At 59.4% G+C, this 24,796-nt stretch carries 19 protein-coding genes; 12 read left to right on the top strand and 7 right to left on the bottom strand.

What is annotated here, in order from left to right; translation table 11 throughout:
• Window positions 1–2 precede the first annotated feature (2 nt).
• Entirely contained in the window at window positions 3–761 is a 759-nt protein-coding gene (locus tag AAFM31_RS12620) for an SDR family oxidoreductase (RefSeq protein WP_341708285.1), read from the bottom strand.
• Window positions 762–1,098: 337 nt separating this feature from the next.
• On the opposite strand from AAFM31_RS12620, the gene AAFM31_RS12615 reads away from it, so the two are divergent.
• Genes AAFM31_RS12615 through AAFM31_RS12605 form a run of 3 tightly spaced genes read left to right on the top strand, consistent with a single transcriptional unit; the run spans window position 1,099 to window position 7,209 of the window.
• On the top strand, window positions 1,099–3,195 hold the full coding sequence (locus AAFM31_RS12615) for an EAL domain-containing protein (protein WP_341708284.1): 2,097 nt from the start codon (window positions 1,099–1,101) through the stop codon (window positions 3,193–3,195).
• Between the two features lie 11 nt (window positions 3,196–3,206).
• Complete coding sequence (locus AAFM31_RS12610) at window positions 3,207–6,836, top strand: ATP-binding protein (protein ID WP_341708283.1); 3,630 nt, start codon at window positions 3,207–3,209, stop codon at window positions 6,834–6,836.
• Window positions 6,829–7,209 (top strand): response regulator, encoded by a 381-nt coding sequence (locus AAFM31_RS12605; protein ID WP_341708282.1) that lies wholly within the window; start codon window positions 6,829–6,831, stop codon window positions 7,207–7,209. Before AAFM31_RS12610 ends, AAFM31_RS12605 begins: the two co-directional genes overlap by 8 nt.
• A 17-nt stretch (window positions 7,210–7,226) precedes the next feature.
• On the opposite strand, the gene AAFM31_RS12600 is transcribed toward AAFM31_RS12605, so the two are convergent.
• The gene (locus AAFM31_RS12600; RefSeq protein ID WP_341708281.1) at window positions 7,227–9,008 is read right to left on the bottom strand and encodes a diguanylate cyclase; all 1,782 of its coding nucleotides are present in this window, start codon (window positions 9,006–9,008) and stop codon (window positions 7,227–7,229) included.
• 233 nt (window positions 9,009–9,241) lie between these two features.
• Here AAFM31_RS12600 and AAFM31_RS12595 point away from each other — a divergent pair, with 233 nt between their 5' ends.
• The 3 genes from AAFM31_RS12595 (at window position 9,242) to AAFM31_RS12585 (ending at window position 13,081) form a co-directional block, all read left to right on the top strand.
• Complete coding sequence (locus AAFM31_RS12595) at window positions 9,242–11,509, top strand: EAL domain-containing protein (protein ID WP_341708280.1); 2,268 nt, start codon at window positions 9,242–9,244, stop codon at window positions 11,507–11,509.
• Window positions 11,510–11,717: 208 nt separating this feature from the next.
• Entirely contained in the window at window positions 11,718–12,359 is a 642-nt protein-coding gene (locus tag AAFM31_RS12590; protein ID WP_341708279.1) for an MBL fold metallo-hydrolase, read from the top strand.
• Between the two features lie 68 nt (window positions 12,360–12,427).
• The gene (locus tag AAFM31_RS12585; RefSeq protein ID WP_341708278.1) at window positions 12,428–13,081 is read left to right on the top strand and encodes an OmpA family protein; all 654 of its coding nucleotides are present in this window, start codon (window positions 12,428–12,430) and stop codon (window positions 13,079–13,081) included.
• A 78-nt stretch (window positions 13,082–13,159) separates the two neighbouring features.
• Here the strand turns inward: AAFM31_RS12585 and AAFM31_RS12580 are convergent, their stop codons facing one another.
• From AAFM31_RS12580 to AAFM31_RS12570, 3 genes are read right to left on the bottom strand one after another with little or no spacing between them, the layout of a single operon-like run.
• Window positions 13,160–14,074, bottom strand: a complete 915-nt coding sequence (locus tag AAFM31_RS12580; protein ID WP_341708277.1) for an acyltransferase — start codon at window positions 14,072–14,074, stop codon at window positions 13,160–13,162.
• Between the two features lie 47 nt (window positions 14,075–14,121).
• On the bottom strand, window positions 14,122–16,257 hold the full coding sequence (gene pta, locus AAFM31_RS12575) for a phosphate acetyltransferase (protein ID WP_341708330.1): 2,136 nt from the start codon (window positions 16,255–16,257) through the stop codon (window positions 14,122–14,124).
• Window positions 16,258–16,259: 2 nt separating this feature from the next.
• On the bottom strand, window positions 16,260–17,459 hold the full coding sequence (locus AAFM31_RS12570; RefSeq protein WP_341708276.1) for an acetate kinase: 1,200 nt from the start codon (window positions 17,457–17,459) through the stop codon (window positions 16,260–16,262).
• Between the two features lie 164 nt (window positions 17,460–17,623).
• On the opposite strand from AAFM31_RS12570, the gene AAFM31_RS12565 reads away from it, so the two are divergent.
• From AAFM31_RS12565 to AAFM31_RS12555, 3 genes are all read left to right on the top strand, one after another.
• Entirely contained in the window at window positions 17,624–18,109 is a 486-nt protein-coding gene (locus tag AAFM31_RS12565) for a peptidylprolyl isomerase (protein ID WP_088274689.1), read from the top strand.
• Window positions 18,110–18,271: 162 nt separating this feature from the next.
• A complete protein-coding gene (locus AAFM31_RS12560) occupies window positions 18,272–18,859 on the top strand; it encodes a TetR family transcriptional regulator C-terminal domain-containing protein (RefSeq protein ID WP_341708275.1) in 588 nt (195 codons plus the stop codon).
• 84 nt (window positions 18,860–18,943) lie between these two features.
• A complete protein-coding gene (locus AAFM31_RS12555) occupies window positions 18,944–20,053 on the top strand; it encodes an NADH:flavin oxidoreductase (protein WP_341708274.1) in 1,110 nt (369 codons plus the stop codon).
• Between the two features lie 24 nt (window positions 20,054–20,077).
• Here the strand turns inward: AAFM31_RS12555 and AAFM31_RS12550 are convergent, their stop codons facing one another.
• Window positions 20,078–21,274 carry a glycosyltransferase family 1 protein gene (locus tag AAFM31_RS12550; protein ID WP_341708273.1) on the bottom strand — a complete coding sequence of 399 codons (1,197 nt, stop codon included), beginning with the start codon at window positions 21,272–21,274 and terminating at the stop codon, window positions 20,078–20,080.
• Between the two features lie 56 nt (window positions 21,275–21,330).
• Window positions 21,331–22,071, bottom strand: a complete 741-nt coding sequence (cysZ, locus tag AAFM31_RS12545) for a sulfate transporter CysZ (protein WP_341708272.1) — start codon at window positions 22,069–22,071, stop codon at window positions 21,331–21,333.
• Window positions 22,072–22,224: 153 nt separating this feature from the next.
• Here cysZ and AAFM31_RS12540 point away from each other — a divergent pair, with 153 nt between their 5' ends.
• The 3 genes from AAFM31_RS12540 (at window position 22,225) to AAFM31_RS12530 (ending at window position 24,671) form a co-directional block, all read left to right on the top strand.
• Complete coding sequence (locus tag AAFM31_RS12540) at window positions 22,225–22,824, top strand: peroxiredoxin (RefSeq protein ID WP_341708271.1); 600 nt, start codon at window positions 22,225–22,227, stop codon at window positions 22,822–22,824.
• Window positions 22,825–22,929: 105 nt separating this feature from the next.
• Complete coding sequence (trxB, locus tag AAFM31_RS12535; protein ID WP_341708270.1) at window positions 22,930–23,877, top strand: thioredoxin-disulfide reductase; 948 nt, start codon at window positions 22,930–22,932, stop codon at window positions 23,875–23,877.
• Between the two features lie 77 nt (window positions 23,878–23,954).
• Entirely contained in the window at window positions 23,955–24,671 is a 717-nt protein-coding gene (locus tag AAFM31_RS12530) for a divalent cation transporter (RefSeq protein ID WP_341708269.1), read from the top strand.
• Window positions 24,672–24,796: the final 125 nt, after the last annotated feature.

The following is a 24,796-nucleotide window of genomic DNA, read 5'->3' as shown; positions in this document are numbered from 1 at the left end:
GCTCAGTCGTGCTTCATCATGCTGTTGACCAGCCCATTGCGCTCTTCGACCGACAGGCTGACGACCTGATCAACCATCGCCGCCAGCTCTTCCGGGAAGCGTATTTCCGGCTTCTCGGCGACCAGACCCTGGTAGATGGTCTCGGAGGCGTCAGCGAGACTGACGACGCTGTCGACGGTCCAGGCGTTGCTGGCGGCCATGCGGCCTTCCAGGAAGCCCGGGTAGATGCCGGTGACTTCGACATTGGTGTTGGTCAGCTCCGCGCGGATGCCGTCAACCAGCATGCGCGCCGCCGCCTTGGAGCCGTTGTAGGCGTGCTCGTAGGGGAAGCCGGCGTAACTGGCCATGCTTGAGACCACCGCAATGCGACCGCTGTTGCGTTCGATCAGCAGCGGCGCTGCGTGGGACAGAATCACATAGCTGGAAATCACGTTCACGTCGAAGTGCTGCTTGGCCAGTCGCCAATCCGGCTTGGTCAGCTTTTGCGGCACGTCGATACCGGCGTTAAGCACCAGCAGATCAATATCCGGATGCTCGGCGAGGATGGTGGGCACCAGTTTGTCCAGTGCTTCCAGATCGGCAAAATCGACAAAGTAGGAACTGAAGTCCACGCTGTCGCCGAGTTCGGCGGCCAGCTTCTGCACTGGGGCCTGTGAGCGGTTGACCGCCACAATGGCACTGCCTGCCTGAGCAAAGCGACGGCACAGCGCGGCCCCGAGATCACCACCTGCACCGGTAATTAAAACCTTCTTGTATTCCATACGTGACTCCGTTGGAACCGATTGATGGGGTTGTTATTGGGTTTTATTGCAACAGCTCAATTGACGGGTGTTCCCGCCGGTTCAGCTGTTGCGTCGGACTCTAGCATAGCGGTTTCGGCCGAAATGACCTCTAGGCGACAATGCGGCGGATTGCGCATCGCGCGGCGTGTTTTTCTGGCGTATTGGTGACCTGCTGTCGGGCGGTCGGCTTCGCACGGCGGTAATTTGCGACCAGGTGCTACGGTTTTGCCATGATTGTCTAAGCTGGGCTGCAAGGCATCCTGTGATGCCCGGGTTCGTTAGGTGGTTTGTGCGTGTGACGTACGAGGACGTGCCAATGGATTCGCTCAGTAAAACGCTGGGTCTTTCGGGCTTCGACCAGAATTCTCAATTCAAGGCGATTGTCGAGGGCTCGGATGATGCCATCATCAGCAAGGATCTGGCTGGGACCATTCTAAGCTGGAACCTCGCTGCCGAGCGTATCTTCGGGTATACGGCCGAGGAGATGATCGGCGCGAAGATGATTCTTCTGTTTCCCGAAGGCAAGGAGCTGGAAGAGTCGGCGATCCTGTCGCAGATAGCCAAGGGCGGAAAGGTCGATCACTTTCATACCCAGCGTGTGCACAAGGACGGCAGCCTGCTCAACGTATCGGTCACCGCGTCACCCATACGCAGCTGGGATGGTCTGGTGGTCGGGGTATCCAGCATCGCTCGTGACATCACCGCGCAGGTGCGTACCGAGCAGGAAATCGCCCGCTATCAGGCACTGATCGAGTCCTCCGAAGACGCCATTATCAGTAAAGACCTGCAGGGCAACGTGCAGACATGGAATCCGGCGGCCGAGCAGATGTTTGGCTACAGCAGCGCCGAAATGATTGGCCAGCCGATTACCCGCCTGTTTCCGCCGGATCGGCTGAAGGAAGAGCAGCGCATTCTTGAGGCGATTCGCCGCGGCGAACACATCCGTCACTTTCGCACGACCCGTTTGAAGAAGGATGGCGCGCCAATTTACGTATCGGTGTCGATTTCGCCGGTCTACGACAGCCGCCGCCGGGTCTGTGGTGTGTGCAAGATTGCCCGCGACATCACCAAGGAGATCATCCACGAGGAGATGATCTGGAAGCAGGCCAACTTCGACGCAACGACCCAGTTGTTCAACCGCGAGGGATTCAGTCGTTACGTCGACGACTTGGTGCGCATGTCCAGCCTGTGCGAGAAGCGCTTTGCGTTGCTGTTGCTGGATATTGACAACTTCAAGATCTACAACGATACCTATGGCCATGACTTCGGCGACAAGCTGCTGTTTCACGTCGCCACAACGCTCAAGGGCTGCCTGCGTGAATCCGATGAACTGGCGCGCTTCGGTGGCGACGAGTTCATTGTTTGCCTGTCCGGTTTTTCCTCTACCAGCGGTATCCAGGACACCGCGCAGAAGATCATTGATCAGGTTGGCGCGGTGGTGGAGATCGACGGCACCATGATCGCGATGACCTGCAGCATCGGTATTGCTGTTTTCCCTGATGATGGTGGCGACCTCAAGAGTCTGCTGCAAAAAGCGGATCACGCGATGTACGGCGCCAAGAAGAAGGGCAAGTCGCAGTTCCGTTTCTTCTCCGGTATCGCTGAGAGCGACCGACCTGAGGATTACTCGCTGGTGCAGGCGCTCAGCCTGGCAATCGAAAATCGCGAGTTGGAGTTGCACTATCAGCCGATTCTCGACGCCCATACCCTGCGTGTAGTCAAGGCTGAGGCGTTGATTCGCTGGCGCCACCCAGAGCTGGGCTTTGTACCGCCAGACCGCTTTATTCCGCTAGCGGAGAAGTACGGGCTGATCAAGCAGCTCGGCAATTGGGTAACCGATCAGGCGCTGAGCTCACTGGCTGAGTGGGTGGCGCTGTTCGGTCAGAACTTTCAGCTCAGCATCAACAAATCGCCGTACGAGTTCTATGACCATGACGAAAGCATCGGTTCGATGACTCGCGCTCTGCATCATCACGGTCTCAGCGGTCGCAATCTGGTGATCGAGATCACCGAGCATTCGCTGATGGATCACTCGCAGGTCACCCGGCGGATTCTCGACTCCTATCAGGGGCTGGGCATAGAAATCGCCATCGACGATTTCGGTACCGGCTACTCGTCCCTTTCCTACCTTAAGCACTACCCGGTGAAGCTGCTCAAAATCGATAAGTCGTTCGTCGCCAGCCTGCGAGACTTTGGCGCGGACTATCACCTGTGCGACGGCATCTTGCGGATTGCCCGTAATCTGGGCCTGCAGGTAGTCGCGGAAGGTATCGAGAATGAAGAGCAGCAGATGCTGTTGAGCAGTCTGGGATGCGACTTTTATCAGGGATACCTGTTCAGCAGGCCATTGAACCGGTCTGACTTTGAGGCCTTCATGCAGCGTTTTGTCAGCGAACCTGATGGCGACAGTTGATGGAGTGAGCCATGAAAAACAAGGGAATGTATCTGCTGCTCATCGCAGTCGTGGTGTTCAGTTCGACACTGCTGGCGACGGTGTTCTGGTTTTGGGGAGGTGGTGTAGCGCAACGTCACGAGCAAATAGACGATGAATGGGTGGCTGCTCAGGATCGCTATTTGCAGGCCAACGACCTGCTGAACGAGATCGTCAGCCGTATTGGCTACGGTGGCTTTATCCACGACTTCAAGAACTATGTGCTGCGCGGCGACGAGCAATACGTGACCCACATGTATTGGGAGCTGGCCAGCAGCAAGCAGGCAATCAGTGCACTTCGTGCAGGCGGGTACCCGGAGGATAGCGTTTATCTGGATACCGTCCTCGCGACCCTGCTGCGCTATGAAAGTCATATCGACGATGTGGCGCAAATGCGTGCTCGGGGCGAGGCAATTGGCGACGTTGACCGTGCGGTGCGCGTTGATGATACCGCCGCGGTGGGCGCGCTGAAGGCGCTGCAGACCAACAACCGGAATCGGCTGATGCAGCAGCGGCTGGTTATCGCTCAAGCCATTTCCACGCTGCAGGCCGATATTCAACGCGGTCTGCTGCTGCTTGCGCCGATGGTGCTGCTGAATATCGCCTTCGTGCTGGCGCTGGTGATGATGGGCCGGCAGGCCAAGCGCCTGCATGACAATCAGCGTGAGACGGATTTGCTGCAGGACACCACGCCGGAGGCGGTGCTGTCGATCAACCCGGCTGGCGTCGTTACCCGCGCCAACGTTGCTGCCAGAGAGCTGTTCGGCTATGGCGAGGAACTGGTCGGCATGGCGGTGGAGCAGTTGATGCCAGCGGATTACCGCGCGCAGCATCAGCGCCTGCGCGACATGTTTTCTGCCAACCCGCAACGTCGGCAGATGGGGCGCGAGCGCAAGGTCGAAATCCTCAAGAAGAACGGTGTTCGGCGCGAGGTAAACATCAGCCTCGGTGGCTATAACCGCAGTGACGGCGAACTGGTCATCGTTGCCTGTATGCACGATGTGCAGGAACAGAACGAGCAGCGTCGGGCGTTGCAGCATTATCAACAAAGCGTCCGGTTGGCCTCTGAAGTCGCGTCGCTCGGGGTCTGGGAGCTGGATGTCGAGCGGGAAATGGTCACGCTGGATGAGTGGTCGCAGCGATTGCTGAGTCTGTCACTGACAGGTGAAGAGGTTTCGCTGGCTCACTTTCTCGACTGTTTCTGTGATGCCGACAAAGCTTTGCTGCAGACCAGTATTGTGGAATGCCAACACGGGCATGCGCTGGATCAGAGTCTGTGGAGCTGCGAAGAAACTACTCAGCGACGCTTCGTGCGGGTGGTAGGGCAATGTACCCAGGAAGGACTGGCGCTGCGCATCGTCGGCGTGCTGTATGACATCACGGCCTACGAGAACGCCAAGTTACAGCTGGAGCACTCGCTGCAGCAGGTTGAGCGGGCGAACACGGCCAAGAGTGAGTTTCTAGCCAACATGAGCCATGAAATTCGCACGCCGATGAACGCCATCCTCGGCACCCTTAATTTGCTTGAGGACATGCCGCTCAGTGACCGCCAGGGCAAGCTGGTTGGCAGTGCCCGGGCTTCGGCCGAGTCTCTGCTGCAGATCCTCAACGACATTCTCGACCTGTCCAAACTGGAAGTCGGCAAGATGGTGCTGCAGAACGAGGAGTTCAGCCTCGACGAAATGCTCCACCGCTCGCTGGATCTGTTCTCGGTGGTCGCGGCGGAAAAGTGCCTGCAGTTGAATGTCGAGGTAGAGCCGCAAGCGCACATGCACCTGATTGGCGACTCGCTGCGCCTGACTCAGATCATCAACAATCTGCTCAGCAACGCCATCAAGTTCACCGAGTCGGGGGGCGTCAAACTCAAGGTTGAGCTGCTGAGTACCAATGACAACAGCACCGAGCTGCGTTTTATCGTCAGCGACAGTGGCATCGGTATGACTGAGGAGCAGCAGCAACTGGTACTGCAGCCGTTCACTCAGGCGGATATGGGCACAACCAGGCGTTATGGCGGCAGCGGTCTGGGGTTGCCCATTTGCGTATCGCTGCTGTATCTGATGAACAGCCGGCTGGAAGTCAGCAGCGAGCCCGGTCGTGGCTCGAGTTTCAGCTTTGATCTCAAGCTCGGACACAGCGCCGGCGCCCGACGTTATGCGGATCTTAGTCTGACACCGCAGGACATGCTGCTGGTCAGTGATGATCTGGAGCTGCAGGGCCTGATCGGCCAGTATCTGCTCAACTGGGGGGTGCAGTTGAAAACGCTGGAGTTTGGGGGCGAGTCTGCCGCGCTGCTGGGCGGGCTTGAGGGTGGTGAGTACACGCTGCTGTTGGTCGATATGACCACGCCCGATCATGTTGAGGGCACCATTCGCTGCTGTCAGCAGTGGATGGTGCATAACGCCCGGGATGACATTTTGGTGCTTGACCGCTTCGGCATGTCCGCCGACACCCGCTTCTCTGATATCAGCCCGACCTTTGTGCCATACCCGATGACACCCTCGCGGTTGTTCGATTGTCTGAGTCTGCGCCGCAAGCACAGCCTTGCCATGGGCGCGAGCCTGGTCGACTCGGCTCGGCGCATTGCCGCGCATCTGCGCGGGATTCGCCTTCTGCTAGCCGAGGATGTGTACTCCAACCAGATCATCGCCCTCGACTTTCTGCAGCAACTGGGTATCCATGCGGATGTTGCCGAGAACGGCATGCAGGCTGTGGATATGGTCAAAAAGAATAGCTACGACGCGGTGTTGATGGACTTCCATATGCCCTTGATGGATGGGTTGGAAGCCACCCGTCTGATCCGTGAGCATTTCACCCGCGATCAGTTGCCGGTAATCGCAATGACGGCCGCCGCGTTCGAGCGGGACAAGCGCTTGGCTGAAGACGCGGGCATGAATACTCACGTCTCAAAACCGATCAACTTTGTGGAGCTGGCAACGGCGTTGGCTACCCATGTACATGTTCGCTTCCCTGCCGAGCCTGCGCAGGCGCTGCCGGTTCCAGATAGTCAGGTGCATGACAGCCTGCCCGAATTCGGTTCGCTGGCCGCGCACCTTGATCTTGGCGAGGTGGCCAACCACTTCGGGCATAACCCCGCGTTATACGTCGAGTGCATAAAGTCGTTCGTGCAAGACTTTGGCGGCTGGCCGACTGCTGTGGAGGCCGAGCTGAATGCGGGTGATGGCGCGTCTGCCAGCAAGACGGCGCACAAGCTCAAGGGCGCAGCTTCCAGCATCTATGCCAACCAATTGGCAAGCCTGGCAAAGAAGCTGCAGCTGGAACTCGAGCAGGGTGAAAGTCCAAGCCTGCCCACGCTGCAGAATCGCTTGGAGCAGTTTATGAAGGACGCCCAAGCCTTTTTACAGCGCCATGAAACGTTTCAGCAGATAGCTCCAGAGGAGGGCGTCGAGCGCTTCAGGGAGCGGCTGCAGCGCCTGTCACAGCAACTGCAGCAGCATATGTTTGTTCCTCAGGAGCAGCTGGACACGCTGCTGCATACCGCTCCGGGTGGGCTGGACAGGCTGCTGGTGCATGACTTGCAGCGAGCGATTACCAACTTCCGCTTTACTGAAGCAAGTGAGCTGGTGACGCGTATTCTGGCCAGTCTGAGCGCCGCTGATGAGTAACGGCCAGCGTATTCTGATCGTCGAGGATGATGTCACCACCGCGCGCGTTGTGGCCAGCCATCTCTGCCAGCTCTACACCGTCTGCATCGCCACCTGCGGCCTTGATGCGTTGCAGCTGCTTGAGCAACAGCCGGATCTGCTGTTGCTTGATTTGGGCCTGCCAGACATGTCGGGGCTGGAGTTGCTGCGGCGCATAAAAACGCAGTCAGCGATGGGGACCCTGCCGATTCTGGTGATGAGTGCAGATGGTGAGCCGGCCAAGATTGCCGAGGTCCTGGCTGCCGGCGCGATGGACTATCTGGTCAAGCCCTTGAGTGCTGAGGTGCTGACAGGAAGCGTCCAGCGTGCCCTGGATGCCCCGCGGCGCGCCTGACGAGTAGCCTGTGGGAGTCAGTCAGCTGCGTGGTTGAGGCTGCGCTCTACCTCTGCAGGCGGGGTGTTCTGCATATCCAGCATCACTTGGTTGCGACCTGACTGCTTGGCCTGATAGAGCAATTCATCTGCCCGCTTGAACAGCTGCTCCGGCTGTGTGTCGGTGCTGCTTCTTTCTGCAACGCCAAAGCTGCAGGTCACCGAGAACCGACTGCCATTACAGGTAAATTCCTGTTGCCCAACGTCGCAGCGCAAACGTTCTGCGATCATGCCCGCCTGCTGCAGTCGGGTTCCGGGCAGGTAAATCAGAAACTCTTCGCCACCCCAGCGCACGGCAATGTCATCCGCGCGTGAGTTGCGTTTGATCAGGTTGGCAACCTGCACGATCACCTGATCGCCAGCGTCGTGACCATAGCTGTCGTTGATCTGCTTGAAATGGTCGATGTCGATGATGATTACCGAGAGCGGCTGGCCTTGACGGTTGCCAACCTCCCAATGCGGAAGCAGCAGCTCCCGGGAGGCCCTGCGGTTATAGAGCTCGGTCAGTGGATCAATGCGGGCCAGGCGCTCCGCCACTTCCTTCTTTTGTCGAACCAGGTTGAACCGGTCGGCAACCGCTAGCGATAGCAAGACCGCCTCGAGCGACAACCCCAGTTCCACTGCCAGATAGGTGAAACGGGTGAACGGAATCCAGCCCCAGACCGTAATGCAGCTGATGCCTGCACCGATGGCACCAATCAGGGTCGCTGCCAGAAAGTAATCGGCGGATGGGCGGCGCTTGAGTACCGCGTGGATACCAAGCAAAAGCACACCGATGGTGAATATGAATACGTAGACAAACGACAGGACGATGGCGAGGGCGTGGAGGTTGAACGCGATGCAGAAGAAGATGCTGAACACCACGGAGTAGACGTAGGCGTCGATCAGCCGCGCCAGCCGTCGCGCGTGAGAGCGGACGTCGAGGAAGTACACGGCAAAGCTCAGTCCGGCAACTGAGTAGAGGATCATGAACAGCGCGTTTGACCACTTCTGCAGGGTGACGCTGTCGCTCCATAACCAGGCAAAGCCGTGCCCGCTATAGGCGATATTCATGGTCACAAAGGCCAGCATGTAGATGGAGTAGAACAGGTATGGCGGGCTGCGCAGGCGAAGAAAAAGCAGCAGGTTGTAGAGCATCAAAGCAACGACAAGGCCATACAGAAAGCCGTAGTGGTAGGCGTCCAGGCGCTCCAGTGTGTGGAGGTAGGCGTGATCCGACAGCCGAATTGGCAGCACCATAGGGTCGGAGCTGCTGATCCGCAGGATCAGCACGCTATCCCCGGGCGGGATGTCCAGGCTGTTGACGAAGTAGTTGCTGGGCTGCGGACGGGCGGCGTATGGCAAAGCGTCGCCCATTAGCGAGGAGTGGGTGAGCGTACTGCCCTGGTAAAGGTAGAGCTCGATCCGGTCCAGCCAGGATGCCTCAATACTCAGTTGTTTGTTTACCGGGGTCTCGCCGCCGTTGCTTAGACGCAGAAATAGCCACAGTGGCTCCGAGTTGAGGCCGAAGCTGAGAACGTCGTAGGCGCCTTTGGGCAGTTGACCGGTGCTGAAGCGGTCGTAGGCCTGGTCGATGTTCAGTGGCCCGTCGCGCTCAACCAGCAGTGAGAAATGACGGCCGAGCAGCTCTGTATTAGGGCGTTGAACGTCGATGGCGCCTTGCGCAGCCTGAGCGTGAGTCGCAGCCGCAAACAGGGCCAAGACAACAAGGCCTAGCCTGGCGAGGTAGCGGAGAAGGGCTGCGGAAATGAATAGTGTCACGGGGTTCTTTCTTGGTTTTGCAGAGAACGATAGCAGAGTATCCGCTGCCTTGGGCTACCCAATCGACAGCATGGTTCGCAGGGACTACTGCGGGGCAATTGGATTGCGCGGGTCTGTCCGCTTTGACAAGGAATAAATCATGGCTCGGTGCTATACCTTGAGCAGGGTGTGTGCGTCCTTGTTCTGAATACGCCGTCTAAACAGCGATGACGGCTGCCGCTGGAGTAGGTTTCATGCCGTTATTCATGCTGTATTCCATGGCCGTTAACCTCGCCGTTGGCGGCGCCCTGCTATTGGCGTGGAAGCGGGGTAGAGGACAACCGTTTACCCGTTGGATTGGCCTTTTCTTTATGGTCGGCGCTGTGTGGGTGCCGTCCTACCTGCTGTATTTCAGCGACTCATCGCTGAACTGGCTGGGCGGCGTCATCTGGTGTGCTCACGGTGCCTTGAGCATGCTGTTCCTGTTGTACGGTGTATCGCTGATGCACGGCGCTGGCTATCGGTTGTGGCATTTCTTGATGTCCGGCTTAGTCATGTTCGTGGCATTGATGGTGGCCCTGAGTGTGTCACCACGACTGGCGGTGTTGACCATTGCAGCCATTTTTTCCGTCGTTGCGGTGTTTGTTGCCCGGCTGCTGCGGCAGGGGCCACCCGCTGAAAAATTGGCCGCGGTTCTGCTGCTGGTAAACGCCTTGTGCTGGTGGATAACGCCGATTTGGGGTGTTGAGTTTCAGCCGGTTCAGGCAGAGATCGTTACCTTGGTTAGGCTGATGCTCGGCTTGGCGTTGTTGTACGCCTGTGTTGACCGCGCTGCGCGTGACGCGGAGCGCATGAGTTCACAGTTTCTGCGGCTGACTGATGGGTCGCACCAGGGTGTGTTGATCATGGTCGGAGAGCATTTTGTTTACGCCAACCCGGTAGCCTTGCGTCTGTTCGGCCTGAAAGGTCATGCGCAGATTCCGGACAATTGGGCGCGCTTGGCGCTCAATGATTTTGATCGCCAACTGCTTGGTCAGCGATTGGAAAAGTTACGCTCGGGCGAGCTGGAGAATTTGTCCTGGGTTCAGGCGCTGAAAGATCACACAGGGAGAACCCTTCAGCTGCGTCTGACCTGTTGGGTGACTGAGTGGGCAGGTGAGCCAGCGATTCAGGTAGTGCTGTCTGACGAAACGGACATTCGTGAGGCAGAGCAGCAACTGATCCAGCAGGCGACACATGATCGTCTTACCGGAGCGCTGAATCGTTTTGGTATCGAGCGGCTGGCTCGGGTAGCACTGCGCGACGGCCGCATGCATGCGCTGATGCTAGTCAATATCGACCGCTTTTCCGGGATAAACGATGCTTTTGGTTATACCAAGGGGGACGAACTGTTGAGTCTGGTTGCAGCCCGATTGGCAGATGCCAGCAACGCCAATCCATCGCTGGCGCGGGTTTCGCGTGACGAGTTTCTGCTGTTGCTGCCATTGCAGGAAGGAGTGGCAAGTGCCAGCAGTATTGCCGCTGGGCTGCTGCAAAGTATGGCCAGGCCCTATCAACTGGCAGGTATAGAGCTGAATATCACCGCGTCTATTGGGGTGGCGCTATACCCCAACGACGGCGATAGTTTCGAGCATCTACTGAAACAGGCCAGTCTGGCGGTAAAAAGCGCGAAGGAAGCTGGGCAGAACGCAATCCGCTTTTTTGATAGTGCGATGGATGGCCAGTTGCACGAGGAGATCCTACTGACCAACGATCTGCATGGCGCGGTGCAGCGCAACGAGTTCGAGCTGTACTTGCAGCCGATTCTGGACATGCACACCGAGCGCGTGGTGGGAGCCGAGGCCTTGATTCGCTGGGTGCATCCGGTTCGTGGCTTTGTCTCCCCGGGAGTGTTTATTCCGATCGCCGAGAAGGCCGGACTGATCATTGAGATCGGTAGCTGGGTGATTGATCAGGCCTGTGCAACTCTGACCCGCTGGCACGCTCAGCCAGCGTTCAACGAGCTGACACTGGCGATCAATATCTCGGCCAAGCAATTTGGCCGTGGGGATGTGGACCACGTGTTGGCACGGGCACTGGAGGTGCATGGCACGCCAGCCAATTTGCTCGAGCTGGAAATCACTGAGTCAGCGCTGATCAATGAGCCAGAGCAGTTCGTCGATCTGCTGGCGCGCTTGCGCCGGCTCGGTGTGCGCCTGGCGATCGACGACTTCGGTACGGGCTATTCGAATCTGACCTACCTGCAGCGCTTCATGGTCGATAAGTTGAAGGTCGATCAGTCATTTGTGCGTGATGTGACGCTCAACTCTCAGAACGCCGCCATTGTGCAGGCGGTGGTGCAGATGGCGGCGAGTCTGGGGTTGAAGACCACCGCCGAGGGTATCGAAGATAGCGAAACGTTGGGCACGCTGCGTGGACTTGGCTGCGACCAGGCCCAGGGATACCTATTCTCGCCGCCGATGCCGGCGGATAAGTTTGAGGCTTGGGTGCTGGCTATCGAAGCGACGGCGGATGTCAGCTAGTGCGGGTGGGGCATGCGGCTGAATTCGTGCTTGGTGCACGCTTTTTTAATGGGTGGCTTTCAGGTTGTTGGCGTAGCGCATAGGCTTTGGGCTTCTGAAGGCTTGTGCTAGTGACTGGCTCATATGAGTTGAGCTCCCTATACTTTGCGGCTAAGTACACTGGTTGCGCAGCTGCGTAGCCTCCAGTCTGTCTGATGTCGGAAGCACCATGAACCCAGCTCCAACCTTGATCCGCGAAACCTTTCCCGTTGGTCCGTTGCAGTGCAACTGCACCTTGATCGGTGATCCGATCAGCAAGAAGGCTATTGTGGTTGATCCGGGCGGGGACCATGAGTTTATCGTCAAGCGCCTCAATGAACTGGGGCTCAAGCTGATCAGCATCATTCATACCCACGCGCACCTTGATCACTTTCTCGCTTCTGGCGAGTTGAAGAAGTTGACTGGGGCGACCTTGCATTTGCACAAGGAAGACCAGTTCCTCTGGGACAATCTGGAGATGCAATGCAAGATGTTCGGCATTCCCTACAAACCTGCTCCGGCGCCGGATCAGTGGCTGCAGGACGATGAGGAGCTGGCTTGTGGTTGCGGCGTTGCCCTGCATACGCCGGGTCACACGCCGGGGTCGATGAGCTTTTGGTTTCCCGAAGGCAAGCTGCTGATTGCGGGCGATACGCTGTTTCGGCGCGGTATTGGGCGGACCGATCTGTGGGGCGGTGACTCGCGTCAGATTGAACGATCGATCCGTGAACGACTCTATACGCTTGATGAAGATGCGATTGTAGTGACCGGGCACGGTCCCGATACGCGCATCGGCGATGAGATTCGCGAGAATCCATTTATTCGCGGCTAAGGGCCGCGCTTGATCCGTTCCTGCCAGGACGGATTGGACACAGAACCAACCAGAACAAGGGAATTACCATGAAAAGCCAAGGTTTGATTATTGCGGGTGCCTGCGCACTGATGATTGCCGGTTGTACCAACAACCCTTACACCGGTGAAGAGCAGGCGGGCAAGTCCGCCATCTACGGCGGCATCGGCGCGCTGACCGGCGCAGCAATTGGCGCGGCAACCTCCAGCAGCGATGATCGTGCCAAGGGTGCGCTGATTGGCGCCGCGGTCGGTGGTGCTGCCGGTGGCGGTTACGGTTACTACGTCGACAAGCAGGAGCAGCGTCTGCGTCAGGAGCTGACCGGTACCGGTGTGCAGGTCATCCGTAACGGCGATACTCTGCAACTGGTCATGCCTGGCAACATTACTTTCGCCTCCGGCTCGTCCGACATCTCCAGCAGCTTCTATCCGACGCTGAATTCGCTGGTCAAGGTGTTTAAGGAGTTCGACCAGAACGGTATCAACATCGTCGGTCACACCGACAGCACTGGCTCCATGGAGCTGAACATGCGTCTGTCGCGTGAGCGTGCTGCCAGCGTTGCATCCTACATCGCTGGTCAGGGTGTTAGCGGTGCGCGTATCAGCAGCGCCGGTGTCGGCCCGAGCCAGCCGATCGCCAGCAACGATACCGAGGCAGGCCGCGCGCAGAACCGTCGGGTCGAGATTACCCTGCGTCAGCTCTAAGCGCCGCGGGCAGCAAACAAAAAAGGCCAACCGGGTAACCGGTTGGCCTTTTTTTGTGGTTCGGATTCGGGGCTAGGCTTATCGGCGGTCTGCTGGCGTTGGGTACTGTTGATGCAGGCGCGCGAGGTGCGCGTCCTTGTCGGTCCACAGTGTATTGACCCAGGATTGGAACTCGGCGCGAAAGGCCTCGTCGTCCTGATAGTTGCGCCCGATAAACTCGGCGGGAATGGGCTTGAGTTCGAGGTGCATGACCACGTGGCTAACCTTGCCGCACATCAGATCCCAGAAGTTGGGGGTGCCGCCCGGGTAGTGGATGGTGATATCCAGCAGTGAGCGCAGCTGCTCGCCCATGGCGTCGAGCACAAAGGCGATGCCGCCGGACTTGGGTTTGAGCAGATAGGTGAACGGTGACTGCTGTTGCTGGTGTTTGACGTGGGTCAGCCGGGTGCCTTCGAGGAAGTTGAATACGGCGACCGGGGTGGTCTTGAACTTCTCGCAGGCTTTGCGGGTAGTGGCCAGATCCTGACCTGCCTTCTCGGGATGCTTGGCCAGATAGGCCTTGGTGTAGCGCTTCATGAACGGGAAATCGAGCGCCCACCAGCACAGACCGATGATAGGTACCCAGATCAGCTCCTGCTTGAGGAAGAACTTGAGCATCGGCATGTGGCGGTTGAGCACGTGCTGTAGTGCAAGGATATCGACCCAGCTCTGATGGTTGCTGGTGACCAGATACCAGCCGTTGTAATCCAGCCGCTCCAGGCCCTCGATATCCCAGCGGGTATTGCCGCTAAGTGCCATCCAGCCGCTGTTGCAGCGAATCCAGAATTCGGCGATCCGAATCATCACTTTGGTACACCAGGTACGCAGTGGGGGGATCGGCAGCAGCTTGATCAGCGCGAAAACGAACAGGACCGACGCGTGGACAAGGGTGTTCAGCACCAGCAGCAGGGCAGCGATGATGCCGCGCATAGGGGCAGGCAGAAACGACAGCATGGGGTTGGCTCTTCCAGGGGTCGCCCGAGGGCGACCGTTTTTATTGGTTATTCGTTGTTGTAGGCCTGGATCGCGGTTAACGCAATGGTGTAGACGATATCGTCGACCAGCGCACCGCGCGACAGGTCATTCACCGGTTTGCGCAGGCCCTGCAGCATGGGGCCGACGCTGACAACGTTGGCGCTGCGCTGCACCGCCTTGTAGGTGGTGTTGCCGGTGTTCAGGTCAGGGAAGACGAATACCGTTGCCTGACCGGCCACCGGACTGTCTGGCGCTTTCTGGCGGCCGACACTGGCGATGGCGGCGGCATCATACTGGAGCGGGCCGTCGAGCAACAGCCCGGGTTCGCGCTCGCGGGCCAGTCGGGTGGCTTCGCGGACCTTCTCGACTTCGCTGCCGCTGCCGGAGCTGCCGGTCGAGTAGCTGATCATCGCCACCCGCGCCGGGATGCCGAAGGCTTCGGCCGAACGGGCGCTCTGGATGGCGATCTCGGCCAGATCCTCGGCACTGGGTTCCGGGTTAACTGCGCAGTCGCCGTAGACCAGCACCTGCTCTGGCAGCAGCATGAAAAAGATCGATGACACCAGGTTGTAGCCGGGAGCGGTCTTGATCAGCTGGAACGCCGGGCGAATGGTATTGGCGGTGGTGTGGATGGCGCCGGACACCAGCCCGTCGACTTCATCCAATGCCAGCATCATGGTGCCCAGTACCACGTTGTCTTCCAACTGTTGCAGCGCCATGGGCTCGTTCAGGCCCTTGCCTTCACGCAGTTTGACCATGGGCGCGACATAGCGCTCACGGACCTCATCCGGGTCGATGATCTGCAGGCCGTCCGGCAGGCTGATGTGCTGGGCGCGGGCGACGGCTTCAACCGATTCGCGCTTGGCCAGCAGAATGCAGTTGGCGATGCCGCGGCGCTGGCAGATGGCGGCGGCCTGCACGGTGCGCGGCTCGTCGCCCTCGGGCAGTACGATGGTCTTGGCTGCGTGCTGGGCCTGACGCACCAGCTCGTAGCGGAACGCGGGCGGCGACATGCGCTTTTCACGCGGGGTATCGCAGCGTTTGGCCAGCCACAGATGGTCGATGTGGCTGGCGACGAAATCAGTCACCTTGTTGGCGCGCTCGCGGTCATCAATTGGAATCTCGCGGTTCATGCGGTCGAGCTGGGTGGCGGTAGCGAAGGTGTCGGTCGGTACGCCGAGGATCGGTAGCCCCTGGTCCAGTGCCGGCTGGCACAGCTGGATCACCCGTGGGTTGGGCTCAAAGCCGCCGGTCAGCAGCAGTCCCGCCAGTGGGGTGCCTGAGAGTGCGGCGAGTGAGCTGGCGATAATGATGTCGTCGCGGTCGCCGGGGGTGACGATCAGTGCACCGGGGCGCAGCAGGTGAATGATGTTGGGGACGGTGCGTGAGCACAGCGCCATTTCCATTACCCGGCGTTGCTGCATATCGCCCGCGTGGAACGTCGTGGCCTTGAGCAGCTCGGCAATATCGGCAGTGCGCGGTGCGTTCAGTTCATCCTGCCATGGCACGCAACCGATCAGCCGGAAGTCATCGGTATCCAGTCGGCTTGAGGCGTCACGCAGGCTTTGGGCGAAGTCCTTCAGGGTGCTCTTCAGGGTCGGCCGATCAGGGATGTCTGCGGTCGTTTCCGGGGCGAGCGCCTTGACCTTGTTGATGATCACTCCGAGGACTTTCGGATGCTTGGGGCCGCCGAAGGTTTGCGCGTTGATTTCAATCCGGTCGGCCAGGGCGGCGAAGTCATCGCCATCGGGGGCCGTGACCAGAATAACGTCGGCGTCCAGGCTTTTGGCCAGCTGTTGGTTGATTTGGGCGGCGTAGTTGCTCTGGCGGGTGGGTACCATGCCTTCGACCACCACCACATCGGCGCCCTCGGCGGCCTGCTGGTAGCGGCTGACAATTTCTTCCAGCACTTCATCGAGTTCACCCATGGCCAACTGATGCTCAACCTGTGACAGCGGCATGGCTGCTGGTGGCGAGAGGCCGAGGGTACGACTGATCAGCTCGCTGGAGCGCTCCGGGCCCTCGTCGCCCGGGTGTGGCTGGGCAATGGGCTTGAGGAAGTGCACTTTCAGGCCTGTGCGTTCCAGCGCGCGAATCAGGCCCAGACTGGTAGAGGTCAGGCCGACGCCGAAACCGGTCGGGGCGATGAAGAAGGTGTGCAGGCTCATGCCGTTTGGCTCCTTGGCTGCGTTTCCAGCAGGGCGAGACTTTCGTCGGCGATCTGGCGCTCCTCGTCGGTCGGGATCACCAGGATCGCTGGCGCCCCCGCCTTTTCGATGTACCCGGCCTCGCCGCGCGGCAGCACGCTGTTGCGGTCCGGGTCGATCTGCAGGCCGAGCACCGCGAGGTGCTTTAGGGTCAGGGCGCGTGTCAGGGCCGAGTTTTCGCCAATGCCACCGGTAAAGATCAGTCCGTCGATGCGTGGCAACGCGACCGAGAGGCCAGCCAGCGAGCGGGCCAGCCGGTAGCAGAACACTTCGATCGCCAGCTGCGCGCCGCTGTGTCCGTCAGCGCGGGCTTGCTCCAGTTCGCGCATGTCGTTGGACAGGCCGGACAGTCCGAGCAGGCCGCTCTCGCGGTTGAGCAGTTGTTCGATGCGGTTGAGATCCCAACCCAAGGTGCGGGCCAGATGGGCGTGCAGGTTGGGGTCAACGTCGCCGCTGCGCGTACCCATCACTAAGCCTTCGAGCGGTGTCAGGCCCATGCTGGTGTCCATGCTGCGACCATCGAGTACCGCACAGCTGGAGCAGCCATTGCCGAGGTGGGCGGTCAGCCAGGCGCCCCGGCCCTTGCCCAGGCCGGTCAATTGGCCTGCCTGGTCGCTGACGTACTTGTGGCTGGTGCCGTGGAAGCCGTAACGGCGTACCCCGTGTACGGCGTACAGCTCGTCCGGTAGCGCATAGCGGAAGGCGTGCGGAGGCATGCTCTGGTGGAAGGCTGTATCGAACACCGCGACCTGCGGCGTTTCGGGCAGCAGGTGCATGGCGGCGCGAATACCGGTCAGGTTGGCCGGGTTGTGCAGTGGTGCCAACGGCGCGTTAGCCTCGATACCGGCGATGATTTCGTCATTCAACAGTTGGGCGCTGGTGAAGCGCTCGCCGCCGTGCACTACGCGGTGGCCGACCGCGCTCAGGGGGCGATCCAGATGACGCTCGATCATTGGCAGCAGCGCGTTGAGAGCATCCAGGTGGGTCGCGTTCGGTAACTCGCCACGTGCGTCCTCGGAGGTCGAGTAGCATGCCTGCGAGGTATTCAGGCGCTCGGCGATGGCTTCGAACAGGGCGCCCGGGGTGTCTTCACGGCGCAGTGCCAGCTTGATGGAGGAGCTGCCTCCGTTGATGACCAGAACCAGTCGGTTTGTCATGGGAATATGCGAGTTCCTTTCAGTCGGGTGTCATCTATTGACCGCCGGATATCGATTGCGTTCGGCTATCTTCCGGCGCCCCACTGGTCGGGTCAAGCCGTGCGTTTCAGTGCCATAACGCGTACACTCGAGCCTCTTATACCCTCAATCACAGGAAAGAGATTATGCAGATTGCCGCCAACAAGGCCGTGTCCATCGACTACACCCTGACCAATGACGATGGCGAAGTGCTGGATTCGTCCGTCGGTGGTGCACCGCTGGTCTACTTGCACGGTGCCGGCAATATCATTCCGGGTCTGGAAAAGGCGCTGGAAGGCAAGGCAGCTGGTGACGACGTCAAAGTAACTGTTGAGCCGGAAGAAGCTTACGGTGAGTTCAATGCTGAGCTGATCGCTGTTCTGGGTCGCAACATGTTTGAAGGCGTCGACGAGCTGGAAGTCGGCATGCAGTTCCACGCATCCGGTCCGGACGGCAGCATGCAGATCGTTACCATCAAGGCACTGGAAGGTGATGAAGTCACCGTCGACGGCAACCACCCGCTGGCTGGCGAGCGTCTGACCTTTGAAGTGAAGGTTGTCGCGGTACGTGACGCCAACGAAGAAGAAATCGCCCACGGTCATATCCACGGCGAAGGCGGTCACCACCACTAAGTGGCTGACGGCATCAAAAAAACCGGGCATTGGCCCGGTTTTTTTGTGCCCGCAGGAACGCGTCCCTGCTTTCTGCTTTGGCCTGATTGTTCATTATCAGCAGTATTTATAGTGGTGATTTTGATCTATCAGTCAAAGTTGACCGGTCGTATAGTGCGCGACATGAACACGATTCAAGACAAGCGCGCCCGTATTCTCGCCTCTGGTACCAGCGTCATGCTGCGCAAGGGTTATAACGGTACCGGTGTGCAGGAAATTACCCAGGGCGCTGGTGTGCCGAAGGGGTCTTTCTATCACTACTTCGAGAGTAAGGAAGACTTCGCCATCCAGGCGCTGCATTACTACTACACGCCGCGCATTGAGCGTTTTGCCGACGCGCTAAGTACGCCGCAGCTGTCGCCGCGCGAGCGGGTGCTGCGCTGCTACCGCGATCTCGTTGGCTACTTTGCCAATCAGGACCAGCCCAGTCATCAGTGTTTCATTGGCAGTCTGTGTCATGAGATGGCAGAAGAAAGCCAGCCGATTGGCTACGCCGCCAGTGCGATTTTGCAGCGCTCCAACCAGGTGCTGGCTGACTGTCTGGCCGAGGCGCAAACGGCAGGAGAGATCGCCGCTGATCAGAACCCGGCTGAGCTTGCCGGATTTATCAGTGCAGCCTGGGAAGGCGCCTTGTTGCGCATGAAGGCGGATCGTCAGATCGGCCCCTTGCGCGTATTCATTCAGCAGTTGGAGCGTTTGCTGCAGCCCTGATTTTTTCTTTCGTTTACCCGAGACGACTGGTCAGCTCTATGACTCACCGGTGGTCCGGCTCAGTCCCCGTTCAGGAGATCTAGTATGTCCGCAGCCACAACTTCCCTGTTCCAGCCCTTCAAACTGGGCAATCTGGAACTGTCCAACCGCATCGTCATGGCGCCGATGACCCGTAACTTCTCGCCCAACGGCGTGCCGAATCAGGGTGTGGTCGATTACTACCGCCGCCGTGCCGAGTCCGGTGTTGGTCTGATTATCACCGAAGGTACCGTGGTTGATCACGCTGCTGCCAACGGCTATCCGAACGTCCCTTACTTCCACGGTGAAGAGTCGCTGGCCGGCTGGAAGAAGGTTGTCGACGCCGTCCATGCAGCGGGTGGCAAGATCGCGCCGCAGCTGTGGCACGTGGGTAACGTCCGTCGTTTGGGCACTGAGCCGGATGCTGATGTACCCGGGTACGGTCCAATGGAGCGACTGAAAGACGGCAAGGTCGTGGTCAAGGGCATGACCCAGCAGGACATCGACGATGTGGTTGCGGCGTTTGCCAAGGCGGCCAAGGATGCCAAGGACGTTGGCTTCGACGCCATCGAACTGCACGGTGCTCACGGCTACCTGATCGACCAGTTCTTCTGGGAAGGTACCAACCAGCGCGAAGACCAATACGGCGGCAGCATGGAAAACCGTGGCCGTTTCGCCGTTGAGATCATCAAGGCCGTCCGCGCCGCAGTGGGCGCCGATTACCCGATCATCTTCCGCTTCTCCCAGTGGAAACAGCAGGATTACACCGCGCGTCTGGCACCCACCCCTGAGCTGCTGGAGCAGTTCCTGGCGCCGCTGGCGGACGCTGGCGTGGACATTTTCCATTGCTCGCAGCGCCGTTTCTGGGAGCCGGAATTCGAGAGCTCAGACCTGAACCTGGCTGGCTGGACCCGTAAGATCACCGGCAAGCCGTGCATCACCGTCGGCAGCGTCGGCCTGGATGGCGAATTCCTGCAGTTCATGGTTAACACTGACAAGGTTGCCCAGACCGCCAACATCGATGGCCTGCTGGAACGTCTGGAAGCTGACGAGTTTGATCTGGTTGCTGTTGGTCGCGCGCTGCTGGTTGATCCGCAGTGGGCTGACAAGGTGCGCGAAGGTCGTTTCGAAGATATTGCTCCCTTCAGCCGCGACGCGCTCAAGACTCTGGTCTGATTCGCGTCACCGCAGGCGCCCGAGCTATTTGCTCGGGACCGCCTGTACCAGCGCAGGCTGCCGCCCGGCGGCCTGCACCAGGTACCGCTCAAAGCGGCTAACCACACTGCTCCAGTCCAGCTGGCAGGCCCGATGGCGGGCGTGCAGGCGAATGCTGCGACGTCCTTCCTGATCCTGTGTCAGCCATTGCAGATTGTCGATGAATACCCGGTCATGTGATGGTGGGGCCAAGCACCCGCTGTAACGATCCTGAATGTGCTGATGCGCAGCCGCGGTATCAAAGGCGCAGACCGCCAGCCCCGATGCCATTGCCTCTGTGACGACGTTGCCGAAGGTCTCAGTGAGGCTCGGGAAGACGAAGATATCGGCGCTGGCAAACACTCGTGCGAGAGGGGCTCCGGTTAATGCACCGGTAAAAATGGCGTCAGGCAGGCGCTTGCGCAGGTCGTTCTCCGCCGGCCCATCACCCACGACAACAAGATGCAGTCGCGGACCTTCGATGCGTGTTTGCAGCTGCGTCCACGCCTCAACCAGCAGATCCGGGTTTTTCTCTGGCGACAGCCGGCCCACGTGCAGCAGCACCAGATCCTCCTTGCCCGCGCCCCATTCGGCGCGCAGTGCGCAATCGCGATGGGTTGGGTGAAAGCGCTCGCAGTCGACGCCACGCCCAAGCAGGCCAAGGTTGTGCAAGCCGAGACGGCTCAGTTCGCGCTGCTGGGTGGTGCTGGCCACCAGGGTGGTCAGGGTCTGGTTGTGAAACCAGCGAAGGTAGCGCATGGCCGGTTCGTGCAGCAGGCCGAGATGAAAGTGGTCGCTGTACTGCTGGAAATTAGTGTGGAAGCCGCTGATGACCGGGATGCCCATGCGCCTCGCGACGCGCAGTGCCGACCAGCCGAGCGGGCCTTCGGTCGCCAGATACACCGCGTCAGGCCGCTCCTTGCGCCACAGTCGGGTCAGCGCTCGACCAGAAGGAAGCCCCCACTGCAGGTTGCTGTAGCCCGGAATTGGCAGGCCGCGCACCCGGCGTTCGAGCAGATTATCCTGGCGGCTGCTACCGGGTTGCTCGTCCCCCATGGCCGGACGGATCAGTTGTAGCTGATGCTGGCGAGCCAGCAGACCGCGGCAGAGTTGGCCAAGGGTATTGGCGACACCGTTAATCTGTGGCGGGTAGGTTTCGGTGACCAGGGCGAAGCGCTGGCCGGGGGGAGGAGAAGTGATCATGCTCCGAGTATGGTGCCCGGGCATGATCGGCGTGTTACATGGTCGTGACGCTTTTATTAATTGCGCTGCTGGCGCTCACGCACCCACAACAGGGTTGAACCGGCCACCGCTGCGGGCATTACCAGCAGGTTCAGCAGCGGGATCAGCATGCCGAAATAGACCGGCAAGCCAAAGCCCAGCGACAGGCTGCGGCGGGTCTGCATCCAGCGCAGCATGTCGCGGAAGCCGACCTTGTCGTTGTCGGCCTGATAGTCAACGTATTGGACGGCCATCATCCAGACGCCAAACGCCAGCAGCAGCGGTGATGCAACCAGGTTGACCACCGGGATCAGCGACAGCAGCAGCAGCGCAGCCATGCGCGGCAGGTAATAGACCAGTTTGCGCAGTTCGCGGCCGACGCTGTGCGGGACGGCGGCGATGATGTCCTTCCAGCCGGTTGGTGGGCTAACCTCGTTGCGTTCCTGTTCGGCGATTTTCTCCGCAAGAAAGCCATAGAAGGGCGACGCGATGATGTTCGCCAATACGCTGAAGCCGAAGAACAGCACCAGCAGCACAACCAGTGCGAACATCGGCCACAGCAGCCACTCGACGAATGCCGCCCAATCCGGTAGCTGCGGCATGAGCTTGGCCATCAACAGGTTGAACTGGGCGATACCCCAACTGATGAGGGCGGCGAACAGCAGCAGATTGGCGATCAGCGGGATAATGACGAAGCGCCGTAGTCCCGGCTGTTTAATGGTTTTCCAGCCTTCCTTAAGGTAGTCGGGGCCGCGCAATACGTCCGTGACTTGCTTCATTGATCACTGGTCCTGGTGGGAAAGTTTCTTGCAGAAATGTGCAGTGCTTCGCCGGGTACTATAGGGGTAAACTATTTGGCTGATACAGTCTTTGCAATTTCCACTTGTTTCAGGTCGCTATAAGCTGCGGCCTGTATTGCTCTGGAGGGTTGGATGAGCGTTCTGGTCAATCGTTCCGCGCCGGATTTCGTTGCCCCGGCAGTATTGGCTGATGGCAGCATTGTTGAGCACTTTGATTTCTCGACGCTGCGCGGCAAATACGTTGTGATGTTTTTCTGGCCGCTGGATTTCACCTTCGTTTGCCCTTCCGAGATCATTGCCCACAACAATCGCATGGACAAGTTCCGTGCGCTGGGTGTCGAGGTTGTTGGTGTGTCGGTGGATTCGCAGTTCACCCATTACGCCTGGCGCAACACGCCGGTGGAGAAGGGCGGCATTGGTCCCGTCGAGTTCACCATGGTGGCTGACGTCAAGCACGAGATTACCCGCGCCTATGGCGTGGAACACGATGACGGGGTTGCCCTGCGTGCGTCTTTCCTGATTGATCGCGACGGCATTGTCCAGCATCAGGTGGTGAATAATTTGGCACTGGGTCGCGAAGTCGACGAAATGATTCGCCTGATTGAAGCGCTGCAGTTCACCGAAGAGCACGGTGAGGTCTGCCCGGCGGGCTGGCGCAAGGGCCAGAAAGGTATGCAGGAAAGCGCTGAAGGCGTCGCCCGTTACCTGGCCGAACACGCAACCCAGCTTTGATCGATTGACTGGTTTTGGGGCAGTCGCTGCTGTTCAGGGTTCCCCTTACCCTCGGCTGCCCGTTTTATTCTTGCCGCCAGCCTGCTGGCGAAACTGGAGGTTTACATGTCTGAAGTGCGTCACATTCGCCTGATCATCCTGGGCTCCGGCCCGGCGGGCTACAGCGCTGCCGTCTATGCGGCGCGCGCCAACCTCAAACCGGTGCTGATTACTGGCATGCAGATGGGCGGGCAACTGACCACCACGACTGAAGTGGATAACTGGCCGGGCGACGTTGCCGGCGTTCAGGGTCCGGAGTTGATGGAGCGTATGCGTCAGCACGCCGAGCGCTTCGAGACCGAGATCGTGTTTGATCACATCAACAAGGTCGACCTGACCCAGCGCCCCTTCACCCTGTGGGGTGACAGCGGCGAGTACAAGTGTGATGCACTGATCATCGCCACCGGTGCATCTGCCCGCTACATCGGTCTGCCATCGGAAGAGGCGTTCATGGGTAAGGGCGTTTCCGCTTGCGCGACCTGTGACGGTTTCTTCTACCGCAATCAGGACGTTGCCGTGATCGGCGGCGGCAACACCGCGGTCGAAGAGGCGCTGTATCTGGCCAATATCGCCAAGAAGGTTACGTTGGTGCACCGCCGCGATACCTTCCGTGCCGAGAAGATTCTGATCGACAAGCTGATGGCACGCGTTGCTGAAGGCAAGATCGAGCTGAAGCTCAATGCCACCCTCGACGAGGTGCTGGGTGACGATAGTGGTGTGACCGGCATGCGCGTCGCGCTGAATGCAGGTGGCACCGAAGATATCGCGCTGGCAGGTGTTTTCGTTGCCATCGGTCATACGCCGAACACGGGTCTGTTTGAAGGTCAGCTGGATATGAAAGACGGCTACCTGAAGATTAAGAGTGGCACCGAGGGTAACGCTACCCAAACCAACATTCCGGGCGTGTTCGCCGCCGGTGACGTCGCTGATCATATTTACCGTCAGGCCATCACCTCTGCCGGTGCCGGCTGCATGGCAGCGCTGGATGCAGAGCGCTTCCTCGACGAAATGTAATTGCTGCGGCAATATGAAAACCCCGCTCTGGCGGGGTTTTTTATTGCGTGTAGCCACTGCGCGACAGGGAGATTGAGTTGACCGACTGGCTGGTGGTAATTGGATTGACCTTGATCGCCGGCATGGCAATGCCTGCTGGTGCCTTGCTGGCGGGTATTGAGCGGGTGCGGCCAAACTGGCTGGATCAGGAGTTGCGTCATGGCATCATCGCCTTTGGCGGCGGCGCGCTGCTGTCGGCCGTGGCGTTGGTGCTGGTGCCCGAGGGCATCGCCAGGGTCAGCACGCTGATGTCGGCAAGTTGCTTCGTCGCCGGCGGGCTGGCGTTCATGTGGCTGGATATCACCCTGTATCGCAACAAAACGCCGGCCAGTCAGATGGCGGCGATGTTGTCTGATTTTGTGCCAGAGTCTATCGCCCTCGGCGCAGCGTTTGCGGCGGGTGGCAGCAGTGGCTTGTTGCTCGCGTGTCTGATGGCGCTGCAGAATCTGCCCGAGGGCTTCAACGCCTGCCGAGAGTTGCAGGCCAGCACCCACTATCGAACTGCGCGAATCGCTAAGGGCTTCGCCGCGATGGCGCTTCTCGGGCCGTTGTTTGGGCTGCTTGGGTTTGGCTGGTTGTCGGCCTATCCTGAAGCGGTCGCAGCGGTGATGCTGTTTGCCGCAGGCGGAATCTGTTATTCAGTGTTTCAGGACATTGCTCCCCAGGCGAAGCTGGAGCGCAAGTGGGCGCCGCCGATGGGTGCGGTGCTCGGATTTGTATTGGGCATGATTGGACACCAGTTGACGCTGGGCTGAGCATGCCGGGCATCGTCGCCCGGTTGGCGGCCAGTTAGACTCGGGTTCGAGTCATATGAAAAGGACGAACTAGGGAAACGCTGCACAAATCAGCCATCTGCCTGAGTACCCAGCCCCGAGTATAA

The sequence above is a fragment of the Halopseudomonas sp. genome (assembly GCF_038130085.1).
In the GTDB taxonomy this organism is placed as follows: Bacteria; Pseudomonadota; Gammaproteobacteria; order Pseudomonadales; family Pseudomonadaceae; genus Halopseudomonas.
This window is presented reverse-complemented; position numbering and strand designations above follow the sequence as displayed.

Bases quoted from the DNA above. Each gene is read 5' to 3' on its own strand.
- AAFM31_RS12610 (WP_341708283.1), top strand. From the start codon at position 3,207: ATGAAAAACAAGGGAATGTATCTGCTGCTCATCGCAGTCGTGGTGTTC.
- AAFM31_RS12595 (WP_341708280.1), top strand. From the start codon at position 9,242: ATGCCGTTATTCATGCTGTATTCCATGGCCGTTAACCTCGCCGTTGGC.
- AAFM31_RS12620 (WP_341708285.1), bottom strand. From the start codon at position 761: ATGGAATACAAGAAGGTTTTAATTACCGGTGCAGGTGGTGATCTCGGG.
- trxB (WP_341708270.1), top strand. From the start codon at position 22,930: ATGTCTGAAGTGCGTCACATTCGCCTGATCATCCTGGGCTCCGGCCCG.
- AAFM31_RS12590 (WP_341708279.1), top strand. From the start codon at position 11,718: ATGAACCCAGCTCCAACCTTGATCCGCGAAACCTTTCCCGTTGGTCCG.
- AAFM31_RS12615 (WP_341708284.1), top strand. From the start codon at position 1,099: ATGGATTCGCTCAGTAAAACGCTGGGTCTTTCGGGCTTCGACCAGAAT.
- AAFM31_RS12570 (WP_341708276.1), bottom strand. From the start codon at position 17,459: ATGACAAACCGACTGGTTCTGGTCATCAACGGAGGCAGCTCCTCCATC.
- AAFM31_RS12550 (WP_341708273.1), bottom strand. From the start codon at position 21,274: ATGATCACTTCTCCTCCCCCCGGCCAGCGCTTCGCCCTGGTCACCGAA.
- AAFM31_RS12555 (WP_341708274.1), top strand. From the start codon at position 18,944: ATGTCCGCAGCCACAACTTCCCTGTTCCAGCCCTTCAAACTGGGCAAT.
- AAFM31_RS12560 (WP_341708275.1), top strand. From the start codon at position 18,272: ATGAACACGATTCAAGACAAGCGCGCCCGTATTCTCGCCTCTGGTACC.
- AAFM31_RS12540 (WP_341708271.1), top strand. From the start codon at position 22,225: ATGAGCGTTCTGGTCAATCGTTCCGCGCCGGATTTCGTTGCCCCGGCA.
- AAFM31_RS12605 (WP_341708282.1), top strand. From the start codon at position 6,829: ATGAGTAACGGCCAGCGTATTCTGATCGTCGAGGATGATGTCACCACC.
- AAFM31_RS12585 (WP_341708278.1), top strand. From the start codon at position 12,428: ATGAAAAGCCAAGGTTTGATTATTGCGGGTGCCTGCGCACTGATGATT.
- AAFM31_RS12565 (WP_088274689.1), top strand. From the start codon at position 17,624: ATGCAGATTGCCGCCAACAAGGCCGTGTCCATCGACTACACCCTGACC.
- cysZ (WP_341708272.1), bottom strand. From the start codon at position 22,071: ATGAAGCAAGTCACGGACGTATTGCGCGGCCCCGACTACCTTAAGGAA.
- AAFM31_RS12580 (WP_341708277.1), bottom strand. From the start codon at position 14,074: ATGCTGTCGTTTCTGCCTGCCCCTATGCGCGGCATCATCGCTGCCCTG.